This window comes from Streptomyces sp. SS1-1, assembly GCF_008973465.1.
Taxonomy (GTDB): domain Bacteria; phylum Actinomycetota; class Actinomycetes; order Streptomycetales; family Streptomycetaceae; genus Streptomyces.
The window spans coordinates 3,814,621-3,835,560 of record NZ_WBXN01000004.1; the positions used below are offsets into that span (position 1 = coordinate 3,814,621).

23 protein-coding genes are annotated in these 20,940 nt (G+C 72.8%); 13 read left to right on the plus strand and 10 right to left on the minus strand.

Annotated elements, in window-relative coordinates; translation table 11 throughout:
- Positions 1-71 precede the first annotated feature (71 nt).
- From F8R89_RS18830 to F8R89_RS18840, 3 genes are all read left to right on the plus strand, one after another.
- A complete protein-coding gene (locus tag F8R89_RS18830; RefSeq protein ID WP_151785063.1) occupies positions 72-419 on the plus strand; it encodes a GntR family transcriptional regulator in 348 nt (115 codons plus the stop codon).
- A 28-nt stretch (positions 420-447) separates the two neighbouring features.
- Positions 448-1,398 (plus strand): DUF1648 domain-containing protein, encoded by a 951-nt coding sequence (locus F8R89_RS18835; protein WP_151785064.1) that lies wholly within the window; start codon positions 448-450, stop codon positions 1,396-1,398.
- A 238-nt stretch (positions 1,399-1,636) separates the two neighbouring features.
- Positions 1,637-2,311, plus strand: coding sequence for a DUF4232 domain-containing protein (locus F8R89_RS18840; RefSeq protein WP_151785065.1), 675 nt, complete (start codon positions 1,637-1,639; stop codon positions 2,309-2,311).
- A 58-nt stretch (positions 2,312-2,369) separates the two neighbouring features.
- Here F8R89_RS18840 and F8R89_RS18845 read toward each other — a convergent pair whose 3' ends face one another.
- From F8R89_RS18845 to F8R89_RS18860, 4 genes are read right to left on the minus strand one after another with little or no spacing between them, the layout of a single operon-like run.
- Positions 2,370-3,716, minus strand: coding sequence for a DUF4407 domain-containing protein (locus F8R89_RS18845; protein ID WP_151785066.1), 1,347 nt, complete (start codon positions 3,714-3,716; stop codon positions 2,370-2,372).
- Positions 3,706-5,184: a hypothetical protein gene (locus tag F8R89_RS18850; protein ID WP_151785067.1), complete on the minus strand. Its 1,479-nt coding sequence runs from the start codon at positions 5,182-5,184 to the stop codon at positions 3,706-3,708. The genes F8R89_RS18845 and F8R89_RS18850 overlap by 11 nt, the downstream gene beginning before the upstream one ends.
- Positions 5,185-5,189: 5 nt before the next feature.
- The gene (locus F8R89_RS37115; RefSeq protein WP_151785068.1) at positions 5,190-7,472 is read right to left on the minus strand and encodes a hypothetical protein; all 2,283 of its coding nucleotides are present in this window, start codon (positions 7,470-7,472) and stop codon (positions 5,190-5,192) included.
- A 28-nt stretch (positions 7,473-7,500) separates the two neighbouring features.
- A complete protein-coding gene (locus F8R89_RS18860) occupies positions 7,501-8,262 on the minus strand; it encodes a hypothetical protein (protein ID WP_151785069.1) in 762 nt (253 codons plus the stop codon).
- Between the two features lie 328 nt (positions 8,263-8,590).
- Here F8R89_RS18860 and F8R89_RS18865 point away from each other — a divergent pair, with 328 nt between their 5' ends.
- Positions 8,591-9,109 carry a Pycsar system effector family protein gene (locus tag F8R89_RS18865; protein WP_151785070.1) on the plus strand — a complete coding sequence of 173 codons (519 nt, stop codon included), beginning with the start codon at positions 8,591-8,593 and terminating at the stop codon, positions 9,107-9,109.
- 9 nt (positions 9,110-9,118) lie between these two features.
- Here the strand turns inward: F8R89_RS18865 and F8R89_RS18870 are convergent, their stop codons facing one another.
- Both F8R89_RS18870 and F8R89_RS36790 read right to left on the minus strand, forming a co-directional pair.
- On the minus strand, positions 9,119-9,817 hold the full coding sequence (locus F8R89_RS18870) for a Crp/Fnr family transcriptional regulator (protein ID WP_151785071.1): 699 nt from the start codon (positions 9,815-9,817) through the stop codon (positions 9,119-9,121).
- 87 nt (positions 9,818-9,904) lie between these two features.
- On the minus strand, positions 9,905-10,198 hold the full coding sequence (locus tag F8R89_RS36790) for a hypothetical protein (protein WP_225994430.1): 294 nt from the start codon (positions 10,196-10,198) through the stop codon (positions 9,905-9,907).
- Positions 10,199-10,209: 11 nt separating this feature from the next.
- On the opposite strand from F8R89_RS36790, the gene F8R89_RS36795 reads away from it, so the two are divergent.
- Entirely contained in the window at positions 10,210-10,371 is a 162-nt protein-coding gene (locus F8R89_RS36795; RefSeq protein ID WP_225994431.1) for a hypothetical protein, read from the plus strand.
- 522 nt (positions 10,372-10,893) lie between these two features.
- Here the strand turns inward: F8R89_RS36795 and F8R89_RS18880 are convergent.
- Positions 10,894-11,367 carry a MarR family winged helix-turn-helix transcriptional regulator gene (locus F8R89_RS18880; protein WP_225994432.1) on the minus strand — a complete coding sequence of 158 codons (474 nt, stop codon included), beginning with the start codon at positions 11,365-11,367 and terminating at the stop codon, positions 10,894-10,896.
- 88 nt (positions 11,368-11,455) lie between these two features.
- Here F8R89_RS18880 and F8R89_RS18885 point away from each other — a divergent pair, with 88 nt between their 5' ends.
- Positions 11,456-11,926 carry an SgcJ/EcaC family oxidoreductase gene (locus F8R89_RS18885; protein WP_151785072.1) on the plus strand — a complete coding sequence of 157 codons (471 nt, stop codon included), beginning with the start codon at positions 11,456-11,458 and terminating at the stop codon, positions 11,924-11,926.
- A gap of 65 nt (positions 11,927-11,991) precedes the next feature.
- Here F8R89_RS18885 and metG read toward each other — a convergent pair whose 3' ends face one another.
- Complete coding sequence (gene metG / locus F8R89_RS18890) at positions 11,992-13,611, minus strand: methionine--tRNA ligase (RefSeq protein ID WP_151785073.1); 1,620 nt, start codon at positions 13,609-13,611, stop codon at positions 11,992-11,994.
- Positions 13,612-13,770: 159 nt separating this feature from the next.
- Between metG and F8R89_RS18895 the strand changes: the two genes are divergently transcribed.
- From F8R89_RS18895 to F8R89_RS18910, 4 genes are all read left to right on the plus strand, one after another.
- A complete protein-coding gene (locus F8R89_RS18895) occupies positions 13,771-14,208 on the plus strand; it encodes a hypothetical protein (RefSeq protein ID WP_225994433.1) in 438 nt (145 codons plus the stop codon).
- A 116-nt stretch (positions 14,209-14,324) separates the two neighbouring features.
- Complete coding sequence (locus tag F8R89_RS18900) at positions 14,325-14,546, plus strand: hypothetical protein (RefSeq protein ID WP_055621205.1); 222 nt, start codon at positions 14,325-14,327, stop codon at positions 14,544-14,546.
- Between the two features lie 83 nt (positions 14,547-14,629).
- Positions 14,630-14,821: a hypothetical protein gene (locus F8R89_RS18905; RefSeq protein WP_151785075.1), complete on the plus strand. Its 192-nt coding sequence runs from the start codon at positions 14,630-14,632 to the stop codon at positions 14,819-14,821.
- 173 nt (positions 14,822-14,994) lie between these two features.
- Positions 14,995-15,768: a polysaccharide deacetylase family protein gene (locus F8R89_RS18910; protein ID WP_151785076.1), complete on the plus strand. Its 774-nt coding sequence runs from the start codon at positions 14,995-14,997 to the stop codon at positions 15,766-15,768.
- A gap of 22 nt (positions 15,769-15,790) precedes the next feature.
- On the opposite strand, the gene F8R89_RS18915 is transcribed toward F8R89_RS18910, so the two are convergent.
- The gene (locus F8R89_RS18915) at positions 15,791-16,621 is read right to left on the minus strand and encodes an alpha/beta fold hydrolase (RefSeq protein WP_151785077.1); all 831 of its coding nucleotides are present in this window, start codon (positions 16,619-16,621) and stop codon (positions 15,791-15,793) included.
- 190 nt (positions 16,622-16,811) lie between these two features.
- Between F8R89_RS18915 and F8R89_RS18920 the strand changes: the two genes are divergently transcribed.
- Positions 16,812-17,678: a DUF72 domain-containing protein gene (locus F8R89_RS18920; protein WP_151785078.1), complete on the plus strand. Its 867-nt coding sequence runs from the start codon at positions 16,812-16,814 to the stop codon at positions 17,676-17,678.
- A gap of 9 nt (positions 17,679-17,687) precedes the next feature.
- On the opposite strand, the gene F8R89_RS18925 is transcribed toward F8R89_RS18920, so the two are convergent.
- Complete coding sequence (locus tag F8R89_RS18925; protein ID WP_151785079.1) at positions 17,688-19,004, minus strand: FG-GAP repeat domain-containing protein; 1,317 nt, start codon at positions 19,002-19,004, stop codon at positions 17,688-17,690.
- 208 nt (positions 19,005-19,212) lie between these two features.
- Between F8R89_RS18925 and F8R89_RS18930 the strand changes: the two genes are divergently transcribed.
- A complete protein-coding gene (locus tag F8R89_RS18930) occupies positions 19,213-19,866 on the plus strand; it encodes a DUF5701 family protein (protein ID WP_151785080.1) in 654 nt (217 codons plus the stop codon).
- 369 nt (positions 19,867-20,235) lie between these two features.
- Entirely contained in the window at positions 20,236-20,925 is a 690-nt protein-coding gene (locus F8R89_RS18935) for a DUF2637 domain-containing protein (RefSeq protein ID WP_225994434.1), read from the plus strand.
- The last annotated feature ends 15 nt before the right edge of the window (positions 20,926-20,940 follow it).

The window sequence follows — 20,940 nt, forward strand, 5'->3', positions numbered from 1 at the left end:
TCCGGGTGACGGGTCCCCCCGGCCGCCCATGCACCCCGCTTGGAGTGGATGGTGCTAGCATCAGTAGCATCATGCTGCTGAGACTGGACGTCGCGGACCATCGCCCCCTGTATGAGCAGGTGGCCGGCGCGATCCGGCGCGCCATCGCCGAGGGGGAGTGCGGTCCGGGGGACCGGCTGCCTCCCGCGCGTGACCTTTCACAAGCACTCGGCGTCAACGCCAACACCGTGCTGCGCGGCCTCCGGGCACTGCGTGACGAGGGCGTTCTCGAGTTCCGGCGCGGTCGCGGGGTGACGGTGGCCGACGGGGCCGACCGGCGCTCCGTACTGCTGGACCGCGTGGGCGACCTGGTGGCCGAAGCGGCACGTCTCGGGTACAGCAGGACCGATCTCATCGAGATGATCAGGGGGATTCCGTGAAGCACTCGGGCCGCGGCCGTGGGACCACATGGGGCTTGTCGGGTGGTGCGGCGGGATCCTGCTCCTGCTGGCGGGGATGCCCCTCGCCGCGCGAGAGCGATTGCCGGAGACGCTGGCGACGCACTGGGGCGGGTCGGGAGAGCCTGACGGTTCGATGCCGTTGTGGGCGGCCGCGCTCATCCCCGCCCTCATATGGACGGTGCTGGCCACGGGGCTGGCGTTCGCGTCGCGGCGTACGGGGCCGCGGTCCATCGGACCGGTCCGCGGAGGGACGGCGGTCACGCTCGCGACCGGGGGTGTCCTCCTGGTCGGCGCGCAGGCGTCGATCGTGCGCGCCAACCTGGACCGGTCCGACTGGCGGGAGGCCGGTTCGGTGACGGGCTGGGTCGTGGCGACGGTCGCCGTGGCGGCCATGGCGGGCACGCTCGCCTGGCTCGCGACCCGGAACGGCCCCGCGGCACCGAGCCGGGCGGCGGACGGCCCGAGCATGGACCTCCCCGAAGGCCAGCGGCTGGTGTGGTTCTCCCGCACGTCCAATCCGTGGCTCCACCTGACGTCCGCCGTCACGGGGCTCGTGGCGCTGGCCGCTGTCGTGGCCGCGGTGGGCGGGCTCGCGGAGCCGCGCCGGGCGCTGTCCTTCATCGTGCCCTTCGTGCTCGCCTCGGTGCTCGTTCTCGGCTGCGCCTCGGTGCAGGCGCGGGTCGGCGAGGACGGGTTGAGGGTGTCCTTCGGGCCGCTGGGCTGGCCGGCGCGGCGCTGGGCCGTCCAGGACATCGAGGTGGCCCGCGTCGAGCACCGCACGCCGGCTCAGGTGGGGGGATGGGGCTACCGGCTGAGCCGGCTCGGCACCACCGTCATGCTGCGCCGCGGTGAATGCCTGGTCATCCGCGCGAAGGGCAAGGACTTCGCCGTGAGCGTGGACGACGCCGAACGGGGCGCCGCGCTGCTGAACTCCCTGAGTGCCAGGTCCTCGAAGTGAGGACCTGACCCCGCCCAGCGCTGGGCACGATCCCGCTGGGCACGCTCCCACACATCTCCTTCATCATGTCCGCAGTCTGTGACAACGGTGTCCTGGAACGACCGCGAGCGGAGCCTTCCGGCTCGTGGGGCCCTCATAGTGATCGAGTGACCACGGAGCCGCCGGGAGCGGCTTCTTCTTGAACGATCACTGACGACTGACCACTGACGACTGACCACTGTTCTTCCAGGGGGATCCGATGTTCCGCACCCACCACCGCAAGGCCCTTCTCGTCTCCGCCGCCCTCGTCGGAGGCACCCTGCTGATGACCGCATGCGAGGACGGGGACGCCACCAAGGACACCGGGGCCGCGCAGAGTTCCGCGCCGGCGTCGAGCTCCGCCGCGTCGGCCACGCCGTCCGGTTCGGCGGGCGCGGGCAGCGGCAAGGGGTCCGGTGCGAAGGGTCAGGGGAGCGACGACTCGGCGGGCGCGGGTTCCGGGGTGGACGCCGGTGACGGTACGCGGGTGCCGGTCGAGCAGGGGTGCGGTGCCAACGACATCACGTGGAGCACCCGGTCCGAGAGCCAGGCGGGCGGTTACATCCTGGTCATGGCCAAGGCCAAGCCGGGGATCACCTGCTACCTGCCCGGCACCCACCCGGTCGTGGCCTTCGGGTCGGACGGCACCGAGGCGGGCCCCGCGGAGCAGGCCGTCGGTGAGCCGATCAAGCTGTCCGGGGGCACGACCGCGTACGCCGGGGTGAACCCGAAGACCAGCAACACGAACGGCGGCAAGGAGCTGGACTCCATCATCGTCGCCGTCGACGACTCGGACGCGAACCCGGTCTCCCTGAAGGTCGGCAGCATCACGGTCGACAAGGCGATCGTCACCAACTGGCACACGGCGCCGAAGGACGCGGTTCCCTTCAGCTGAACCGAACCCCGGCACGGACGGGGGGCGGGCCGGTCACCGGCCCGCCCCCCGTCCGCGTTCACGCGTGCCGGGCGCGCAGTATGCGCTCCGTCCGGGCGTCCAGTTCCGCGCGTTCCCTGACGGTGCGTTCCGCCTGGGCCGCCCGGTACTGGTGGTCCAGGGTCTGCATCCGGTCGCTGGTGTCCAGTTCGACGCGGTGGCGCTGCACGCCGTGTTCCATCCGCGCGCACTCGTGCCGTACCTGCAGCTCGTCGCTGTGCAGCCGGCGGCTGGCCTCGAAGCGGGCGCCGAGCAGGGTGTCGTACATCGTGCTGCCGCTCATGAACTTGGCGAGGACGGGCAGGGCGTCGAAGCCCAGGAGCAGCAGGTGCAGGACGACCGTCAGGAAGAGGGCGAAGCCGTCCGCTCCGGCGACCGCCTTCAGGCCGTGGGCCCGGGTGAGGATGCCGTCGGTGTCCAGGTCGGCCGCGCGTTCCCGGGTCTTGGTGTCGATGGCCCGCTGGAGGAGCGGCTGGTAGGTCTCCGCCGCCCTGTTCTTCTTCTCCGCGAGGGTCTGCCCCTCGGCCCGCAGCGCGGCGAGCTGCTTCTCGTACGTGTCGATCTTGCTGGTCGTGCGGTACGACGAGGAGTCCTCGCGGGCCCGTTCGCAGGTGATGGTGACGTCCCTGACGCCGTTCCGGAAGATCCAGTTGTCCCGGCCGCACAGCCGCTGCTCGGCCGCCATCTTGTCCTTGAGCGTCCGGTTGATGGAGGCGACCTGCGTCTCCAGCGCCTTCGCGCGGGACGTGTTGCTCGCCGTCTGCTGGGACAGCTCCGCCGGGGACCCGGCGATCTTGAGCTGGTAGCGCCGGCAGTCCGGGCGGTCCGCGGTGGAGGCGCCGTCGGTCGGGTTGCAGGCGACGAGCATGCCCCGGTAGTCGGCGACCTTCTGGTCGTTGCCGACGGCGATCTCCTGGCGGATCTCCTTGTCGAAGATCTGGAACAGGATCGGTTCGGCGATGAACAGGCCCAGCAGCACCGACAGCAGCAGCCGCAGACCGAGCGACCACTTCTTGACCGCCGTGCCGTGGGTGCTGGACACCAGCCAGCTGTCCATCACGAGGACCACCCAGAACCAGACGGCCGCGACCAGGAGCACGGCCGCCAGGGGCAGGTCGGAGCGGAAGCTGCCGAGCGCCAGGGCCATCGACAGGGAGCCGACCAGGGCGGTGTTGAAGACGATCGCGCCGTACCAGGTGTAGCGGGTGCGTTCCTCCGGCACCCAGGCGAGGAGTTCCTCGCGGATGCCGATGAGCCGGCGCAGCCGCGCGGCCGGTCCGGTGCCCGGAGGGATCGGGCGGACCGCGCTCCGGTCGTCGTCCATCGGCGCGCTGTCGTACGGGCGCAGAGGTGTGTCAGTGGCCAAGGCTCGCCTCCGAGTCGGTGCCGCCGAGGTCGAGCTCGCCGTCGTCGTCGAGGCCGGTGTCGCGGCGGGCGCGGGCACCGGCGCCGGAGGTCCGTGCGGCGCCCTCCAGTTCACCCGCCGCGTCCTCCTCCGGCAGCGCCCGCCCGCCGGACTGCGGTTTGACCGTCACCTCGCCGACCTCGTTGATGAAGTCGCCGGGCCCGCTCGGCACGCCGTCGAACAGGCCGCGGGCGATGGCCTCCTTGCTGAGCGTGGCCTTCACGTTGAGCACCTCCCTGGCCCATTCGCGTTCGTCGCGCCGGCGCCGTTCCTCGTCGGCGCGTGCCTCCTCGCGGCGCCGCAGCTCGTCCTCGCGGTCGGCCTCCCAGCGGCGCAGTTCCTCACGGCGCTGCTCCACCGCGTCCTCGCGCCGGTCGGCGCGGGTCAACTCGTGGAGCCGGTCGTCGCGTTCGAGCTTCCAGCGTTCGTCCTCCCGGTCGACGGAGAGCCGCTGCAGGTCGGCCTCGTGGTCGGTCCGGCGCCTGCTGTCCAGCCGCTGGGCCAGTTCGTCGCTGGTGATGTCGCCGGAGCGCAGGGCCAGGAAGTCGGCGGCGGTGGGGTCGGCGCCGATCAGGCGGTAGTCCTCCACGAGTTCCGCGCGGGTGGCGCGGTTGCGTTCGGCCTGCCGCAGCAGGTCGTGCTCCTGCTGGACGGTGTCCTCGTCGCGCTGGTAGCGGTTGCGCAGCCGCTCCTCCTCCTGCCGGTTGCGTTCCTTGCTCACGGCGGTGATGTTGCGCAGTTCCTCCCGCCGGATCTCCAGCTCGGTCTCCAGCAGGGCCCGGCGCAGGTTCGCCTCCTGCTCGCGTTCCTCCCGTTCCCGGGTCCACTCCAGCCTGCGGCGGCCCTCCTCCTCCTTCGCGAGGGCGTCGGCCAGCTCCGCCGGGGTGAGGACCTCGACCGCTCCGTGCCGGGCGCGCAGCCCGGACAGCACGGTCGGGCGCATCTCCTGGTACGCCGTGAGCCGGGCGTCGATCCGGTCGCGCACGGCGAGCGAGTCGACGATCGCACGGTCGCTGCCGTCCTCGACGAACCCGGGCACCGACCGCAGATGGCTCAGGAGCAGGGCCTCCACGTCGGTGATGCCGTCGCGGACGACCGCGCAGGCGTCGACGACGGTGCAGTAGAAGGTGGTCCGTACGGTGAACTCGCCGACCTCGCCGGACGGGATGCTGGTCTCGACGACGACGGGCACCTCGACCCGGCGGTCGACGACGGTGACGGAGCTGGCGTCGACCACCGTGCGGTCGTCGGAGCGCAGCTGTCCGTGGTCCTCGACGTACGCCTCGCCGATCCGGAAGACCCGCACGTGGTGCGGGGCGACCGTGGGCAGTTCGTCGTCGGTGCGGGAGACGCGCCGGCTCAGGAAGCCCCCGCGTTTTCCGGCGCGTGTGTATTCCCGCTGCTCGACGAGCGGGTATTTCTCGGCCATACCTGTCAGTCCTCCGTGCTCAGTACGGCGTCAACGAAGAGGTGGATCAGATGGGCGGGCGCCGGGCCGGTCCGCTCGGCGCGGCGTACGGCCGCTTCGAGACCGGCCGTGAGCGCGGGACGTTCGTCGGGGCGCAGGGCGGTGCCGACGGCCCTGCCGAGCCGGACGGCGAACGGGTCGGGGTCGTCGCACGCCGAGGGCAGCGCGGCCACCGTGGCGTACAGCCCGTCCACGGCCCGCCGCCAGCGGGGCAGGTTGCCCAGGACCCCGGCCCACAGCTCGCCGACCTTCTCGGTCTGGCCGGGGCTGTGCACCAGGACGTCGGCGCAGACCGGGCGGCCGGTGCGGGCGTCGCGGGCCCGCAGGACGGTGAGCGCCGCGTCGAGGACGCCCTCCTTGGCGCGGCCCGCGAGCAGGTCGCGCTGGGCGCGCAGCCGGTAGGCGAGCGGCCGGAACACCGCGCCTGTGTCCTGCCGGCACTCGGCGAGCACCGCGACCAGCCCGGCCAGTGCGAAGGCGGCCCCGCCGCCCCGCCCGGTCAGGCGCAGCAGGGTGTGCACGGCGTCCGTGGGGAAACGGACGCCCAGCTGGCCGCTGAACGCGGCGGCGGCCGTGGACCGGACCAGCGGGTCGGGGGAGCGGGCCCAGTCACGGGCCACGCCGAGGGCCACGGCGGCGAGGCTCTCGTCGAGGCACATGCAGTGCAGCACGAGGGTCGCCGTCGACTGCCCGGCGGGGCCCGCCACGCCGGACGCCCAGGGGTGCAGATAGTTCTGGACGACCTCCTCGAAGGCGGACGGGGTGAGCAGGGCCAGCCCCTGGGCGATGGAGAGCTGCATCTCCAGATCGGCCCGTCCGTCGCGCAGCAGCCCGCTCAGCCAGTCCCGCACGCCGTCCCAGTACGCGGTCGAGCGCATGGTCCACAGCTCCCGCAGCACCCAGGCCCGGTACTGCTGGTGGGCGAAGACGAGCGCGGTGCGCGTCAGCGCCCCGTTCTCGCGCTCCTCGACGGTGACCAGGGTGTTGCGGGACAGGGAGAGACGGCGGTCGGCGGCGCGCCGGGCGGCCTCGGCGGCCTCCTCGTCGGTCGGTTCGGCGAAGGCGTGCGCGACGTGCCGTTCCAGTCGCTGCTGGCAGGTCTCGACGTCGCGGAAGCCCGCGCCCGTGACGAACGCGAGCGTGGTGACCTCGGCCCACTCCTGGGGGGTGCGTTCCGCGGCGAACCACTCCCGCACGGGCGCCGCCGCGTTGCTGCCGTACTCCTTCCAGACGACGTCGGGCTCGGCGCCCGCGCCGATCCGCTCGGCCGCCGCCACGACCTCGGCGGTCCGGCATCCGGCGGGCATCAGGTCCACGGCCCGCTCGACGGTCTCCGGCGCGCACCGCGCCCGGACGAGCCGCACCCGCAGCACGGCCGCCGGGTCCGGCGCCCGCCAGGGCACATGGCGTACGGCGTCGGGGGCGCGGCCCTGCACCTCGTGCACGGTGGTGACCACCAGGTGCGCCCCGTGTTCGCGCACGGTGTCGCGGACCCGCCGCCAGTCGAAGTCGGCGGTGGCGGCGCTGCCCTCCCGCATCCGGTCGAGCAGGACGTAGCCGACGCCCTCGGTGAACTCGACGCGCCCGTTGGCGAGTTCCTCCAGGCTGCGGCCCGGGGACAGGACCACGTAGTCGCTGCCCCCGGCGACGGTGGCGACGAGTGCCACGGCCGCGGCGCGCTTGCCGGTGCCGGACGGCCCGACGAGGACGACGACACCGTCGCGCCGCAGCGCGGTCACGGCGTCGTCGAAGCAGTCGGGTTCGACGTACGACGCGAGGACGGCGTCCGCCTCGCCGGCGTCGAGCCGGCCGACGGCACGGCGGCGGGCGTGGGCGGAGTCGGCGGCGCCGATGCCGAAGTGCATCTCCGAGGAGTTCAGGGCGCCGAGGAAGTACTGGTTGACGTTGTTGTGGTGCACCTGGCTCGCGGTGGCGGCCCGCTGCTTCTCCGCGGCGGCCTCCTCCTTCGTCCGCGCCACGGTGTCACCCGTGCCGTCGCCGGCGTCGCGGGCGGACGTGTCGTCGGGGCCTTCGGGGCCTTCGGGGCCTTCGGGCGCGAGGGAGTCGTCGGAGTCGTGGGGTGTCCCGGGACCGGCGGGTCCGGACCTGGCCGGTCCGGGGCCGGTCGCGGGGGCCGCGTCCGCCGGCTCCTGGCCGGCCGCGGAGTCCGGCGCGTCCGGCGCGTCCGGGGTGACCGGGGTGTTCGGGGCGCCGCCCCGGCCGGTCCGTTCGCTCTCTTGCTCGTCCATCCTCAGCCGTCACTCGGTTCCGTCGGACTCAGTTGTGGATCCCGAAGACGGCACGCTCGGCGTTGATGGTTCCGGTGTTGACGGTAACCACCGTGGTGGATGGGGCAGTTGGGGCGTTCGGGGGGCGCGCACCGACAGCTTCACCACCCCTGCCGTCCGACGCGCTCCCCTCCCCGGCCGTCCCGCCCTCGCCGCCGCCCAGGTCGAGCGCGTGGAGGTCCGCGCCCGGCACCCAGAGCCAGGCCCGCCCCGCGTACTCCTTCTCGGTGATTCGCACCTCGCGGAACTCCTGTGCGCGGAAGGTCGTGTACGCCTCGCGCACCACGTCGTTGAAGACGGTCGCGGAGACCCCCACGGCCAGGCAGGCGTCCGGCACCGCGGCCAGCGCCGACCGCAGCGGCGCGCTGTCCAGGATGCGTCCCGTCTCGACCGGGGCCCGGCCGACGAACCCGGTCGGTGCCGGAGAGGCCGTACCGAAGTGCACGGCGGACCGGAGCCGGAGCCACGCCTCGGGCCGGCGCCCGTGGTTGAAGGCCCGCAGCCCGGCGTCCAGGTGCCGCATGAAGGGGTCGACGAGGGCGGGCTCGGAGGCCCCGTCCGGCAGGACGGCGAGCACCGAGTCACCGCCCTCCTGCGTGGCCCACCGCTCCCGCTCCAGGCCGGCGGCCTGGGCGGCCTCGGCGAGCAGCCGCTGGATCGCCTCCTGGAACTGGCGCTGCGTCAGTACGTCGACACCGCCGTATCCCTTGGCGTCGACCGCCAGCAGCAGTCTGCGACCGAACGTTTCCATGATCGAAATCTCCGCTCATTGCTTGGAGTCGCGCTCCGTGCGCGTGCGTCCAGGGGGCGCGCGCTGGGCACGCCGGCGTCCGCCTCCCCCCACTCGCGGACGCCGGCACGCCAGTCGTACACGCCTCAACGGTGGGGAGACCCCGTCGAAATACGGGATGCGGAAGGGGGCGGAAACATACTGCGGGCGACAGAAGTTACGGGCTGGTACATGTCCGGCGAGGGCGATAACCGGTCATACGAGATCCCGCATTAATGCGAGGTGCCGTGCCGCGCACCCGGTGCCTACTGGTGGTCCGACCGCACCGCCCACCGCAGGAGGACCGCGTATGCCGCCCATCGGCGCCGCACCGGAGAGCCGCCCCGAGCAGGCGATGTTCGAGGCCCTGCAGGCCACGCACCAGCACGCCGACACCAAGGCCGGCATCCTGGCCGCCGCCCAGGCCGCGATGGTGGGGACGGCGGGATCATGGAGCGGGCAGGCCCTGCACACGGCGCAGAGCGGCGGTGTACGGGGCGTAGTGGCCGGAAGTCTGCTGACGCTCTTCGTGTGCGCTCTATTGGGCGGAGCGGGGTCGCTCGCGGCGGCCCTGCGGCCCCGGGTGCTGCGGCCCCACGGCGTCAACCGCTACAGCTTCACGCACCTGGCGGCCGGGCCCGATCTGCTGCCGCCGGCCGGTGCCGGTGGGGAGGAGGAGCGGCTGCGCCAGGAGCTGTCGTGCACGATCCGGTTCCTCGCCGGGGTGGCCGTGCGCAAGTACCGGTGCCTGACGCTGGCGGTGCTGTGCACGGCGGTGATGGGCGTCAGCGCCGGGCTGCTGGTGACGGCCCGCCCGCTGCTGGCCTGACGCCCGGTCTCACTCGGGGGGCAGGTCCGCCAGCCGCGTGAGCCGGGGCAGGTCGCGGATGGTCGTGGTGGCGTATCCGGTCTCCAGCAGACCGTCCAGGCGCAGCTCGCGCAGGCCCTTGTGGACGGTGGTCTCGGCGGAACCGGTGAGCGCGGCGAGTTCGGGCTGGGTGAGGCGGCAGCCGACCACGACTCCGCCGTCCACGGGGTGCCCGTAGGCGGCGGCCAGTTCCACCAGGAGGCGGGCCAGACGGACCTTGGCCGGGTAGCCGCGGAAGTCCAGACGGCGGCGGTTGGCCCAGCGGAGCCGGTCGGCGATGATCCGGGTCAGCGCCACGGACACCTCGGGCCGCCGCGTCAGCAACTCGTGCAGGGCGCCCGGTCGCAGCACCCGGGCCGTCATCGGGCCGCAGGCCGTCACGGTCGCCGAGCGCGGCGCCGAGCCGTCCACGGCCCCCATCTCGCCGACGGTGTCACCGCCCACGCGGACCGCGAGCAGCGAGGTCTCGCCGTTCTCGACGCGTGCCGTCACCTTGGCGAAGCCGGAGAGCAGCACCAGTACGTGCCGGTCGGTCGCCCCCTCGCTCAGCAGCACGTCCCCGGCCTCGAACCGCTTCCCGACGCCCAGCCCGAGCACGTCCGCACGGGCCGGTGGCGACAGCACCCCCAGCAGACTGCGCGCGGGCCATTCCGCGGAGCTGTACGGCATGAGCGGTCCCCCTGACGGTCGCCGGACACTCGCAGATCCTGCCCCCTTCCGCTCCACCGCCGCGACCGGTCCGCGCGATCACCGCCTTCACGGGGTGCCGGTGGCCCCGTGCTCACCCGGGTGCAGGCGCTCCCCGTTCAGCGCGGCGCTGATCTCCCGCAGCCGTCCCCCCGGCAGCGCGAAGGGGTTCGCGGGGTTGCGGTAGGAGTGGCCGCCGTCGTTGATCCAGACGCCGTCCCGGCGTCTCCAGTCGGCGGGTTCCCACTGGCCCTGGTGCTCCAGGAGCATCCCCGCCACCTCGGCGGGCTCCTCGATCGCGGTGAGGGCGTCGAGCGCGGCCGTGAGACGGGGGGGCCGCGTCGTCGGGGAGGCTCGTGTCACCGAGGGTGGGGATGAGCAGCAGCAGACGGGCGTCGGCGTCGGTGACACCCGTCGCCGCGGACTGGTCCGCGACCGCCACCAGTTCGTGCCAGGCCGTCCCCGGCCCCATGAAGTGCCCGTCGTCCACGGCGAGCGTCTCCGCGGCGGGCCAGGACGGGTGGTGGACCAGGTAGTCCACGCCCCGGTCCCCGTCGATGTCGCGGCTGCTGCCGACGCCGTCGGCCTTCTCGGCGGCGGTCTCATCGGTCGTCCGGACACCACCGGCCGTGCCGTCGCCGCCGCCCGACATCGTCCGGATACCGCCGCCCGTCTCCGCCGAGGGCCGGCGGACGGGCGCGGGATCGAGGTCGCGGACGTCGACGGGCCGGGCGGGCCGGGAGACGGGCGCCCCGGACGACCCTGTCGCGGGCATCCCGTAGGCGGTCCGTGGATCCGGGCCGGTGTTCGGCGCGGAAACAGGGCGTGCGTCACCCATGTCAGAACTCATCGCTTCCCCCGTGTACGCGACGCGCCGTCCGGGGACCGCACGCCGGACAAAGCATGATCGACTCGACGGCCAGCTTAACGGCCTTTGCGACCAGGCGGTCAAGGGAGGGGGCCGGAGGCCAACGCCCTCCCGGCGTCCGGGAGTCGGCATTCGCTGCCGCATACCGTCCGCAGGTTCGCATACCGTCCTCGGGCTGGCCCGGAAGGGTTCAGGAGGCGTCCGGCTCCTCGCCGCGCAGTTCCTCCGCCGCCTCCTGGTACGCGCGGGCGGCCCGGGTGAAGTAGTCGTACAGGACGTCCAGTTGGTCGGGGGTGTAGCCGTCCAGGATCCCGGCGATCCGCTGCCGGGCCGGGGTCATGACCCGGTCCAGTTCTCCCGGGCGCCCGACCGGTTCCACCGTGACCTTGCGGCGGTCGGTGGGGTCGGGGACGCGGCGGACGTAACCGGCGCGTTCGAGCCGGTCGATCAGCCGGGTCGTGGGGCCGGTCGTCAGACCCGTGCGGTCGGCCAGTTCGCCGGGGGACATCGCCCCGGACAGCTCCAGGACGTTGAGGGCGTAGAGGTCGGTGGCGCCGAGGCCGCACGCCTTGGCTCCCGCGTGGCCGTGCAGCATCACGGCGCTCAGATAGCGGCGGTAGGTGCGGTGCGCGTCGGGTCGCGCGGGTGGCGTCGGCGTTGACACGGGTCCCAGCCCCTCCTAATCTCTTCCTTAAAGAAGAGAAATCCTGTAGGCAGTTACTGTCGGCAGGAAGTTATCACGGGGAGGTCCGATGAACACCAGCCGCGACACCGCCGCGATCCTGGCGCTCCTCGAGGAGAGCCGGGCGGCGTGGGGGCGCGGGGACGGGGCCGCGTACGGCCGGTGCTTCACCGGCGACGCGACCGACGTGACCTTCGCCGGCACCGTCTACCGGGGCGGCCAGGAGATCGGCCGCGCCCATCAGGCCCTGTTCGACAGCTTCCTCAAGGGCACGGAACTCACCCTCGCCATCACCGACGTCCGCTTCCACGGCCCCGACACGGCCGTCGTCGTCGCCCGGGGCGAGGTCGGCAGGGGCAGGCCGAGGCGGCTGGGGAAGCTCGCCACGTACACCGTCGTGCGCCGGCCCGGCGAGGGATGGCGGATCGCCGCCGTGCAGAAGACCCGGCACCGGCGCCTGATGGAGGCCGTCTCCTTCCGCCTCCAGCCGGCCACCCGGCCCCAGCCGGTCAGCGGGGCCCTGTCGGCCCCTCAGCCCTGACCGACCGCCCGGGCCCTGTCGGCCTCCAGCCCCAACCGACTCCCGGGCCCCGCCGGCGCCCCCCTTCACCCCCGCTCCACGTCCTCCAGACGCGGGAACAGCGCCGGCCCCTTCGTGATCCGTGTGCCGGGGGGCAGGGCGCCCCACGTTCCGGCGTTCTGGATCCGCTGGGCGGGCAGGGGGCCGAGGGAGGGTTCCGCGCCCAGGGACGTCCAGAGGTGCTGGGCGGTCTCCGGCATGACCGGGTGGAGGAGGACGGCGAGGGCGCGCAGCGACTCCGCGGCGGAGTACAGGATCGTCGCGAGGCGGGCGCGGGCGGTCGCGCTGTCGTCCTTCGCCACCTTCCACGGCTCCTGCTCGGTGAGGTAGCCGTTGACCTGCTTGACGAAGTCGAAGATCGCGGCGATGCCGCCCTGGAAGTCCAGTTCCTCGCCGATACGGCGGTCGGCCTCCGTGACCGTCCTGGTCAGGCCGGTGCGGATCGCGTCCTCGGCGTCGCCGTCGGCGGTGGACGCCGGGAGCTCGCCGTCGAAGTACCGGCCGACCATGGCCGCCACGCGCGAGGCGAGGTTGCCGAAGTCGTTGGCCAGCTCGCTGGTGTAGCGGGCGGTGAAGTCCTCCCAGGAGAACGTGCCGTCCTGGCCGAACGCGATCGCGCGCAGGAAGTACCAGCGGTACGCGTCCACGCCGAAGTGCGAGGTCAGGTCGCGCGGTCCGATGCCGGTGAGGTTGGACTTGCTCATCTTCTCGCCGCCCACCAGCAGCCAGCCGTTGGCGACGATCCGGCCGGGCAGCGGCAGCCCGTTGGCCATGAGCATCGCGGGCCAGATGACGGCGTGGAAGCGGAGGATGTCCTTGCCGACCAGGTGGACGTCCGCCGGGAACGTCGTCGCGAACTTCTCCGGGTTCTCGTTGTAGCCCGCCGCCGTCGCGTAGTTGAGCAGCGCGTCCACCCAGACGTAGATGACGTGCCGGTCGTCCCACGGGACCGGGACGCCCCAGGTGAACGTCGAGCGGGAGATGGAGAGGTCCTGGAGGCCCTGCCGGACGAAATTCACGACCTCGTTGCGCGCGGACTCGGGCTGGATGAACTCCGGGTGGGCCTCGTAGTGGGCGAGCAGCCGCTCGGGGTAGTCGCTCAGCCGGAAGAAGTAGTTCTCCTCCTGGAGGAGTTCCACGGGCCTGCGGTGGATCGGGCACAGCTTCTGGCCCGCGTACTCGCCCTCGCCGTCGAGGAGTTCGGCGGGGATCTTGAACTCCTCGCAGTGGACGCAGTACGGGCCCTCGTAGTCGTCCTTGTAGATCTCTCCGTTGTCGTACAGGTCCTGGACGAACTCCTGGACGCGGTCTGTGTGGCGGCGCTGCGTGGTGCGGATGAAGTCGTCGTGCGAGATCTCCAGGTGCCGCCACAGCGGCTGCCACGCCTCCTCCACGAGCCGGTCGCACCACTCCTGGGGGGAGACCCCGTGTGCGGTGGCGGTGCGCAGGATCTTCTGGCCGTGCTCGTCCGTGCCGGTGAGGAACCAGACCTTCTCCCCGCGCTGCCGGTGCCAGCGCGCGAGGACGTCGGCGGCGAGCGTCGTGTAGGCGTGGCCCAGGTGCGGGGCGTCGTTGACGTAGTAGATGGGGGTGGTGACGTAGTACGCCTTATCCCCACCGGACTCGGATCGCTCGGACGGCTCCATACCGGCCAAGCCTAGCCGCGCCCTTGCTCCTGGTTTGCCAGGAAATGCCCTCGGCGTGCCCCTGACCTTCGGCCATTCCAACCGCGCTCCGTGAAGGGGCAGTTGGTGTGCCGTTAGCCTGACGTCCCCGGACCCGCCCGCCCTGTGATGGAGAGCCCCGTGAGACGCACCCCCCGCACCGCCGCCGCTCTGCTCGTGCTGGGCGCCGTCCTGCTTTCCGGCACGACGGCCTGCACCTCCGGCGACGCCGCGCCGCCCGGGGAGGCTCAGGGGGTGCTGCCCGACGACCCTGACCAGGCCCGCTCCCGGCACAACGCCCAGGAGCTGCGCGCCTGGGTCGCGCGGCACGGGGACGCCCGGCAGCGGGAGGCCATCGGCCGGGTCCAGCGGATCATCCGGGTGGGGGAGAAGGGCGACGCCTACGTCTCCACCGACATCAACGGCGGCCGCACACCCGTACGGGACCCCCTGCGGGACCCCCTGGAGGCCGCCGACGCGGTCGCCGAGGCGTTCGCCGCGTGGAAGGACGCCGACCGGGGCCGCGTGTCGGTGTACGACGTCTTCGGCAACGCCATGATCGCCGACCGGGAGTTCTGATCCGGCCGCGATGTGGATTTGTGAAAGCCCAGGTCAACGGCGTGCATGACCGCATCTGTGGCTTTCTTGTGCCCAGGGCCACAGCGGGGCGGCCGCGCGAAGGCGCATACTGAGCCATGACAAAGCCTCCGGCGCCGAAGCGTCATCTGCCCACCAGCCCCTTCAAGGCCCCGGTCGTGCCGGCTCCAAAACACTTCGCCATGGGCGATCAGGTGACCCATGATGTGTACGGCCTCGGACGGGTGGTCGGCATCGAGGACGGGGTCGCGGCGCTCGTGGACTTCGGCTCCTCCCAGATGCGGATCGTAAGCCCGTACGCCAAGATGACCAAGCTCTAGTAGCCGCCGGTGCCCGGTCACGGCACCCCAGGTCCCGTCGTGGGACCTGCACGAAAGGCAGAACTCCCATCGAATCGACGTCCTTGTTCTCCGCCCCCCACGAGGGGCAGCCCCGCCGGACCGGCGCGGCCTCTCCGCCTCCCACCACGACGCCCTTCCAGGCCCCCGACTTCGGGGACGACGAGGGTGTCTGGGCCGAGGAGACGGACGACCGGGAGGACGACATGACCGCCGCCCGTCCCCAGCGGAGCGGACGGCGCGGCCGCGCCGCCTGACCACCGCTCCGCCGGGACGGCGCCGCGCGCCGCGCCCCGCCGGGTTGTCCCCGAACGCCCCCGGGATTGTCCGTGATCGGTAACGGACGGATCCCCGGGCCGCCCACGCTCGTCATGCCAGATGGTCACAGTGACCGGGCAGCGGCGGGCAACAGCGGGAGAGCGGGGCGGACATGGCACGGCACGGGGGCGGGCGCGGCTGGTACGGCAAGCTGGTCGGGGCGGCGCTGGGCGTGACGATCCTGGCGACGGGGGCGTCGGTGTGGACCGCGCAGGCCGGCGCCGCGGGCGAGGCGGCTCCCCGGGCGACCGCGCCGGCCGCGGCGGACCGCGCCGCCCAGCCCGTCGACGTGACCATCGCGCACGCCTCGGAGAAGGGGCCGCGCGGCGTCAACATCACCATCGACGACGGCCCCGACCCGAAATGGACCCCGCAGGTCCTCGACGTACTGCGCGAGAACGGTGTGAAGGCTACGTTCTGCATGGTCGGCACGCAGGCCGAGGCGTACCCGGACCTCGTGAAGAAGGTCGTCGCCGAGGGGCACCGGCTGTGCGACCACTCGGTGTCCCACGACACCGCCATGGACAAGAACGCGCAGACCTACCAGTCGCGGCAGATCCTCGACGCCGAACGCATGATCACCAAGGCGTCCGGCGGCGTCCGGCCGATGTACTACCGGGCGCCCGGCGGGGCGTTCACCCCCTACAGCCGCAAGCTCGCCGCCTCGCGCGGGATGCGGCCGCTCGGCTGGAACGTCGACACCAAGGACTTCGAGCAGCCGGGCGCGGACGCCATCGTCGCCACCGTGCAGCGGGAGCTGGCCAACGGGCCGACCGTGCTGTTCCACGACGCCGGCGGCGACCGCTCCCAGACCGTCGAGGCCCTGCGCCGCGTCCTGCCGTGGCTCGCGGAGCAGGGCTACACCTGCGGCTTCCCGGTGCGCTGACCCGCGCCGGCCGCCACCGGCGTCAGGACCGGATGAACTCCAGGATGTCCGGGTTGAGGACGTCCGCGTGGACCGTCAGCATCCCGTGCGGATAGCCCTCGTACGTCTTGAGCGTGGCGTTCTTCAGCAGCTTCGCCGACAGCGGGGCCGAGTCCTCGTACGGGACGACCTGGTCGTCGGTGCCGTGCATGACCAGCACCGGGACGTCGATCCGCTTCAGGTCCTCGGTGAAGTCGGTCTCGGAGAACGCCTTGACGCATTCGTAGTGGGCGTTGGCGGCGCCCATCATGCCCTGCCGCCACCAGTTGTCGATCACACCCTGCGAGACCTCCGCGCCGGGGCGGTTGAAGCCGTAGAACGGCCCCGACGGCACGTCGACGTAGAGCTGCGCCCGGTTGGCGGCGACGCCCGCGCGGAACCCGTCGAACACCTCGATCGGCGTACCGCCCGGGTTGCTCTCCGACTTGACCATGATCGGCGGTACGGCACCGGCCAGCACGGCCTTGGAGACCCGGCCGGGCTTGGCGCGGGCGACATAGCGGGCGACCTCGCCGCCGCCCGTGGAGTGCCCGATGTGGACCGCGTCCCGCAGATCGAGCGCGTCGGTGAGGGCGGCGACGTCGGCCGCGTACGTGTCCATCTCGTGGCCGTCGGCGGTCTGCGTCGACCGGCCGTGGCCCCGCCGGTCGTGGGCGATGACCCGGTAGCCGTGCGACAGGAAGAACAGCATCTGGTTGTCCCAGTCGTCGGCGCTCAGCGGCCAGCCGTGGTGGAAGACGATCGGCTCGCCGTCGCGTGGACCCCAGTCCTTGTAGAAGATCGTGGTGCCGTCGTCGGTGGTGACTGTACCCATGGTTGGTCCTCCGCTCGTCCTGGCGTGCCTCAGCCACCGAACGGGTGGGGGGCACACGCGTGACCTGCGAGTTCGCGCCTGCGGCGCACCGGATGTACCCGGACCAGACTACGCGCGGGGACCGGAGGCCACATCCGCAGACGGCGGGCCGGCACGTCTGGCCGCCGGGTGTGCGGGTAACCGCCGTCCCATGGGCGACATCCTGGTGGGCACGTGTTCGTGGACGGACCGGGCGCTGGTCGGCAGCGGCTGGTACCCGGTGGGGCGGCGGGACGCCGAGGGGCGGTTGCGGCACTACGCCGAGCGGTTCCCTGTGGTCGAGGTCGACGCGACGTACTACGCGCTGCCCGGTGAACGGAACAGCGCCCTGTGGGCGGAGCGGACGCCGGACGGCTTCGTGTTCGACGTGAAGGCGTTCTCCCTGCTGACCGGCCATCCGACACGGCCGGCCCTGATGCCGCGGGGGTGGCCGGCCGACGCGCGGGACCCGCGTCTCCTGGACGAGGTGTGGGCGCGGTTCACGGCGGGGATCGCGCCGCTGCGGCGGGCCGGGCGGCTGGGTGCCGTGCTGTTCCAGTTCCCGCCGTGGTTCCGGCCCGGCGCGCGGGCGGAGGCGTTCCTGGAGCAGACCGCGCGACGGACGCGGGGATGGCCGGTGAGCGTGGAGTTCCGGCATCCGGCGTGGTGGCGGGGCGAACAGGCGGAGGTGACGCGGGCGTTGCTCACCCGGCACGGGATGGCGGCGGTCGCGGTGGACATGACGCAGACGCTGCCCGCCTCCGTGCCGCCGGTCGCCCCGGTCACCTCGCCCCGGCTCTCGGTCGAGCGGTTCCACGGCCGCAGCGCCCACTGGGGGACGGGCAGCAAGGAGGAGCGCTTCCGGCACTGCTACGACGAGGGCGAACTGCGCGAGTGGCTGCCCCGGTTGGAGACGCTGGCCGGCCGGGTGGACGCCCTGCACGTGCTGTTCAACAACTGCTGCGGGGACGCGGCCGTACGGGCCGCCGAGGAGATGACCCGCCTCCTCGGCCAGACACAGGGCACTCGCGTCCCCTGAGGGCCGGCCCTAGCGGACCAGGAACTCCGTGCTGGAGAACGTCACCGACGGCTCGGCCGCCAGTAGGCCCTCCTTCGCGGGGCGGCCCGGGTACACGGCCACGGTGTCCTTCGTCTCGCCGACATACGTCCGTACGACCAGGTCCGCCCGGCCGTCGCCGTCGAAGTCGCCGGTGGACAGGACGCGGGTGGTGCCGTGGGCCGGCGGCTTCACGGTGACCATGCCGGTGGTGCGCAGGCCGCCGGCGCGGCCCCGGAAGACGCGCAACTGTGATCCGCTGGACAGCAGTTCGTCCCGTCCGTCGCCGTCGAAGTCGGCGGCGTCCAGCATCGAGCCGGCGCTGCCGAGCGTGGCCCGCGCCGCCGGGGCCGGCAGGTCGTAGCGCAGAGACGTCTTCCCCATGGCGCCGACGGCCGCGTCCAGGGCCTTGCCCCGGCCGAACGCGCCGAGCGCGAGATCGATCCCGGCGGGCAGGGTGACCCCGGTGCGGGTCGGGCCGTCCGGGCCGCCGAGGACGACGGCCGAGGTGCCGGAGTTCTCCGCCGTGCGGACCACGAGGTCGTCGTACCCGTCGCCGTCGACGTCGGCGGCCGGCCCGGTGGGCAGGTTGCCCGGCGAGGGGACGGGGGCGCCGGCCGCGTGCGGGGCGCCCGTGCGGTCGAACGGGCCGCGCAGGAAGCTCAGCCGCCCGTCCGAGGCGTGCACCACCAGGTCCTGGGCGCCGTCACCGTCGAAGTCGCCGCACACGGGCTGGTCCGGCCAGTCGTTGCCGTAGCGGGCCGCGTCCGGGACGGTCAGCTTGACGCCCTTGCCGGTGAGGCCGCCGGGCGAGCCGAAGAGGATCTGGAGCGGGACCGGCGGCCGGCCCTGGCCGTCGAAGGGCGGGTCGGTGGAGACCACCAGGTCGGTGAAGCCGTCGTCGTCGAGGTCGCAGGTCGCCTCGGCGTCGAAGACGGCGGGCTGCCGGCCGTCGGTGGCGGCCGCGTGCCGCCGGGGGTCCAGCAACTGCCGGGCGCCGGGCGTGAGTCCGCGGGCGCTGCCGTAGACGATGCCGATGCCGGCGTCGTCCGTGTGCGCCTGCGCCTTCGCCAGGTCGTTGAGGACGAGGTCGCGGTGCCCGTCCCCGTTGAAGTCGTCGGGGACCTCGCTCCCCTTGCCGTGCGGGATCGGCAGCTTGGCGGGGGCGTCGGCGACCCGGAGCGGGGTGGGCTCGGCCTTCGTGTCGTCGTGGGCGGTGGGGCCGCAGGCCGTCAGGGCCAGGGCCGTGAGCGTGGCGAGGGTGCCGGTCAGGGCCGCCGTACACTTCCCGCTTCGTCGCGCGCGCACCGCTCACCTCGTCACTACCAGGGACAACAACTGGGTAATGATGCACGCGTTCGAGAAGCGGCGACAGCCCTGCGCCCGGACGGGGTGGCGGGATGGGTGGATGTGGCTTGAATACGCCCGAGTCGCGCACGGCCCTGCGCACCTGGGAACGCCGGTGCGGGAGCCTTCGTTGACCCCAGGCCCCCCGCAGCGCACCCGAAGGAGAGCCGTGCCTGACACCTCGTCCGCCGCCGTCACCGCCCTTCCCCCGCTCGCCGCGCAGGCCGAGCGCCTGATCGAGCTCGGTGTGCACGACCTCGCCGGGACCCCGGCCGCCGCGCTGCGGGCCTACGCCGAGCGGGCCGCGGACGCGCATCCCGGCGCCCTGCTCACCGTCCACCCCGACCGGGTCCCGGCCTCCGCGCTCGCGCCGCTGCTGCGCCATCGCGGCAAGCCCGGGTTCGTGGTCGTCGACATGCCCGACGTCGACGACTTCGCCCCCGTGGGCGTCGAGCTGCCCGAGGGGCCGTTCCACCTCGTCACCGGCGTGGACCGGGGTGATCATCTCGCCGACTGGAGCCCCGAGGAGGCCCTGCCCGAGCTCACCGGGAAGGGCCGTACGCCGCTGACCCTCACCGAGGGACTGCACTGGGTGATCCAGCAGCCCGCGGCCCTGGAGCGCGGCCACTGCTTCATGACGATCGGCTCGCGGCTGCGCAGGGCCGACGGCTCCTTCGACGCCCGCACCCCGGCCGTCTGGATCAGCAACGGCACGGGCCGCGACGGCCGGGAACGCAAGGACGCCCCGAAGGTCGGCTGGTGCTGGTGGGGCAACCGCCACACCTGGCTGGGCTTCGGCTCCGCCACCGGACGCGTCGGATAGCGGCGGTCCTCGCCGCCGCCCGTGGTGTGTGGAATTCGGCCAAGATCCGCAAAGGAAAAGTGCCGGAGCACATTTTCGGAATGTCATCGGGCGGCGGCGGTCATGGGATATTCCATATCATCACCGTTGACGCATATTCCCCCGAATGCCAGATGTCCTGCCCCGCGCGGCGCTCGTTAGGTGGGCGTGACTTGGCAGGAAAAACACGCAGCTGAGGAGTGCGCGCGTCGTTCGCGTCAGGCAGCTGATCAGATCACAGCGGAGAGCATCACCTATTGCTCTGATCTGCTCGACGACTTCCTGAGAACCATCGGCCGGATGGAGCGTGAATATCTGCGAGCGGCACGCGAAGGGGAGGGGTCGTAGAAAATGAGGACCGAGTACGAGCCGGTGGGCGAGCCGCCTCATTACACGCAGCAGCTCGATATGCAGAACCTCTGGCAGCCGCCGGACGGGGGCATGTCGCCGGAGGCCTGGGATCTGGACGAGGAGCTGGCCCAGATGCTGAGCGCCGCCCGCGCCCCGGACCCCGTCCCGCCCCGCCAGGAGGCCGACCGCCGGCCGTCGCCCCGCCCGGTGCACCGCAAGCGGCCCCAGCCGGGCGCGCACTCGCTCACCAAGAACCCGAAGGTCCTCACCGTCTCGATCCTGGTCGTCCTCATCACCCTGTGCGCGGTGACGATGCTCACCTGGTCCATCTCGTACTCGTACGACCAGCTGCGGACGATCGCGCTGCTCGTGGTGGCGCCGAAGCTGGCCCACTGGTGGCCGCTGACCGTCTACGGGCCGTGGCTGCTGGCGGGGCTGTCCATCCTGCGGGCGTCGGTCCAGCGCCGGACCGCCCGCAAGTCCTGGGCCGTCATGCTGATCGCCTCCGGCACCGCCGTGGCGCTGTGCATCGGGCAGTCGGCGCACTCGCTGCTCGCGATGGTGGTCGTGGGGATCCCGCCGATCACCGCCCTGGTCTGCTTCCGTGAGCTCATCGGGCAGTTCTCGTCCCGCCCCGGCCCCCGGCACGCCGCCGACGCCGTGGGCGCCCCGAAGCAGCCGAAGCCGTAGGCCGCCGCCGGGGGT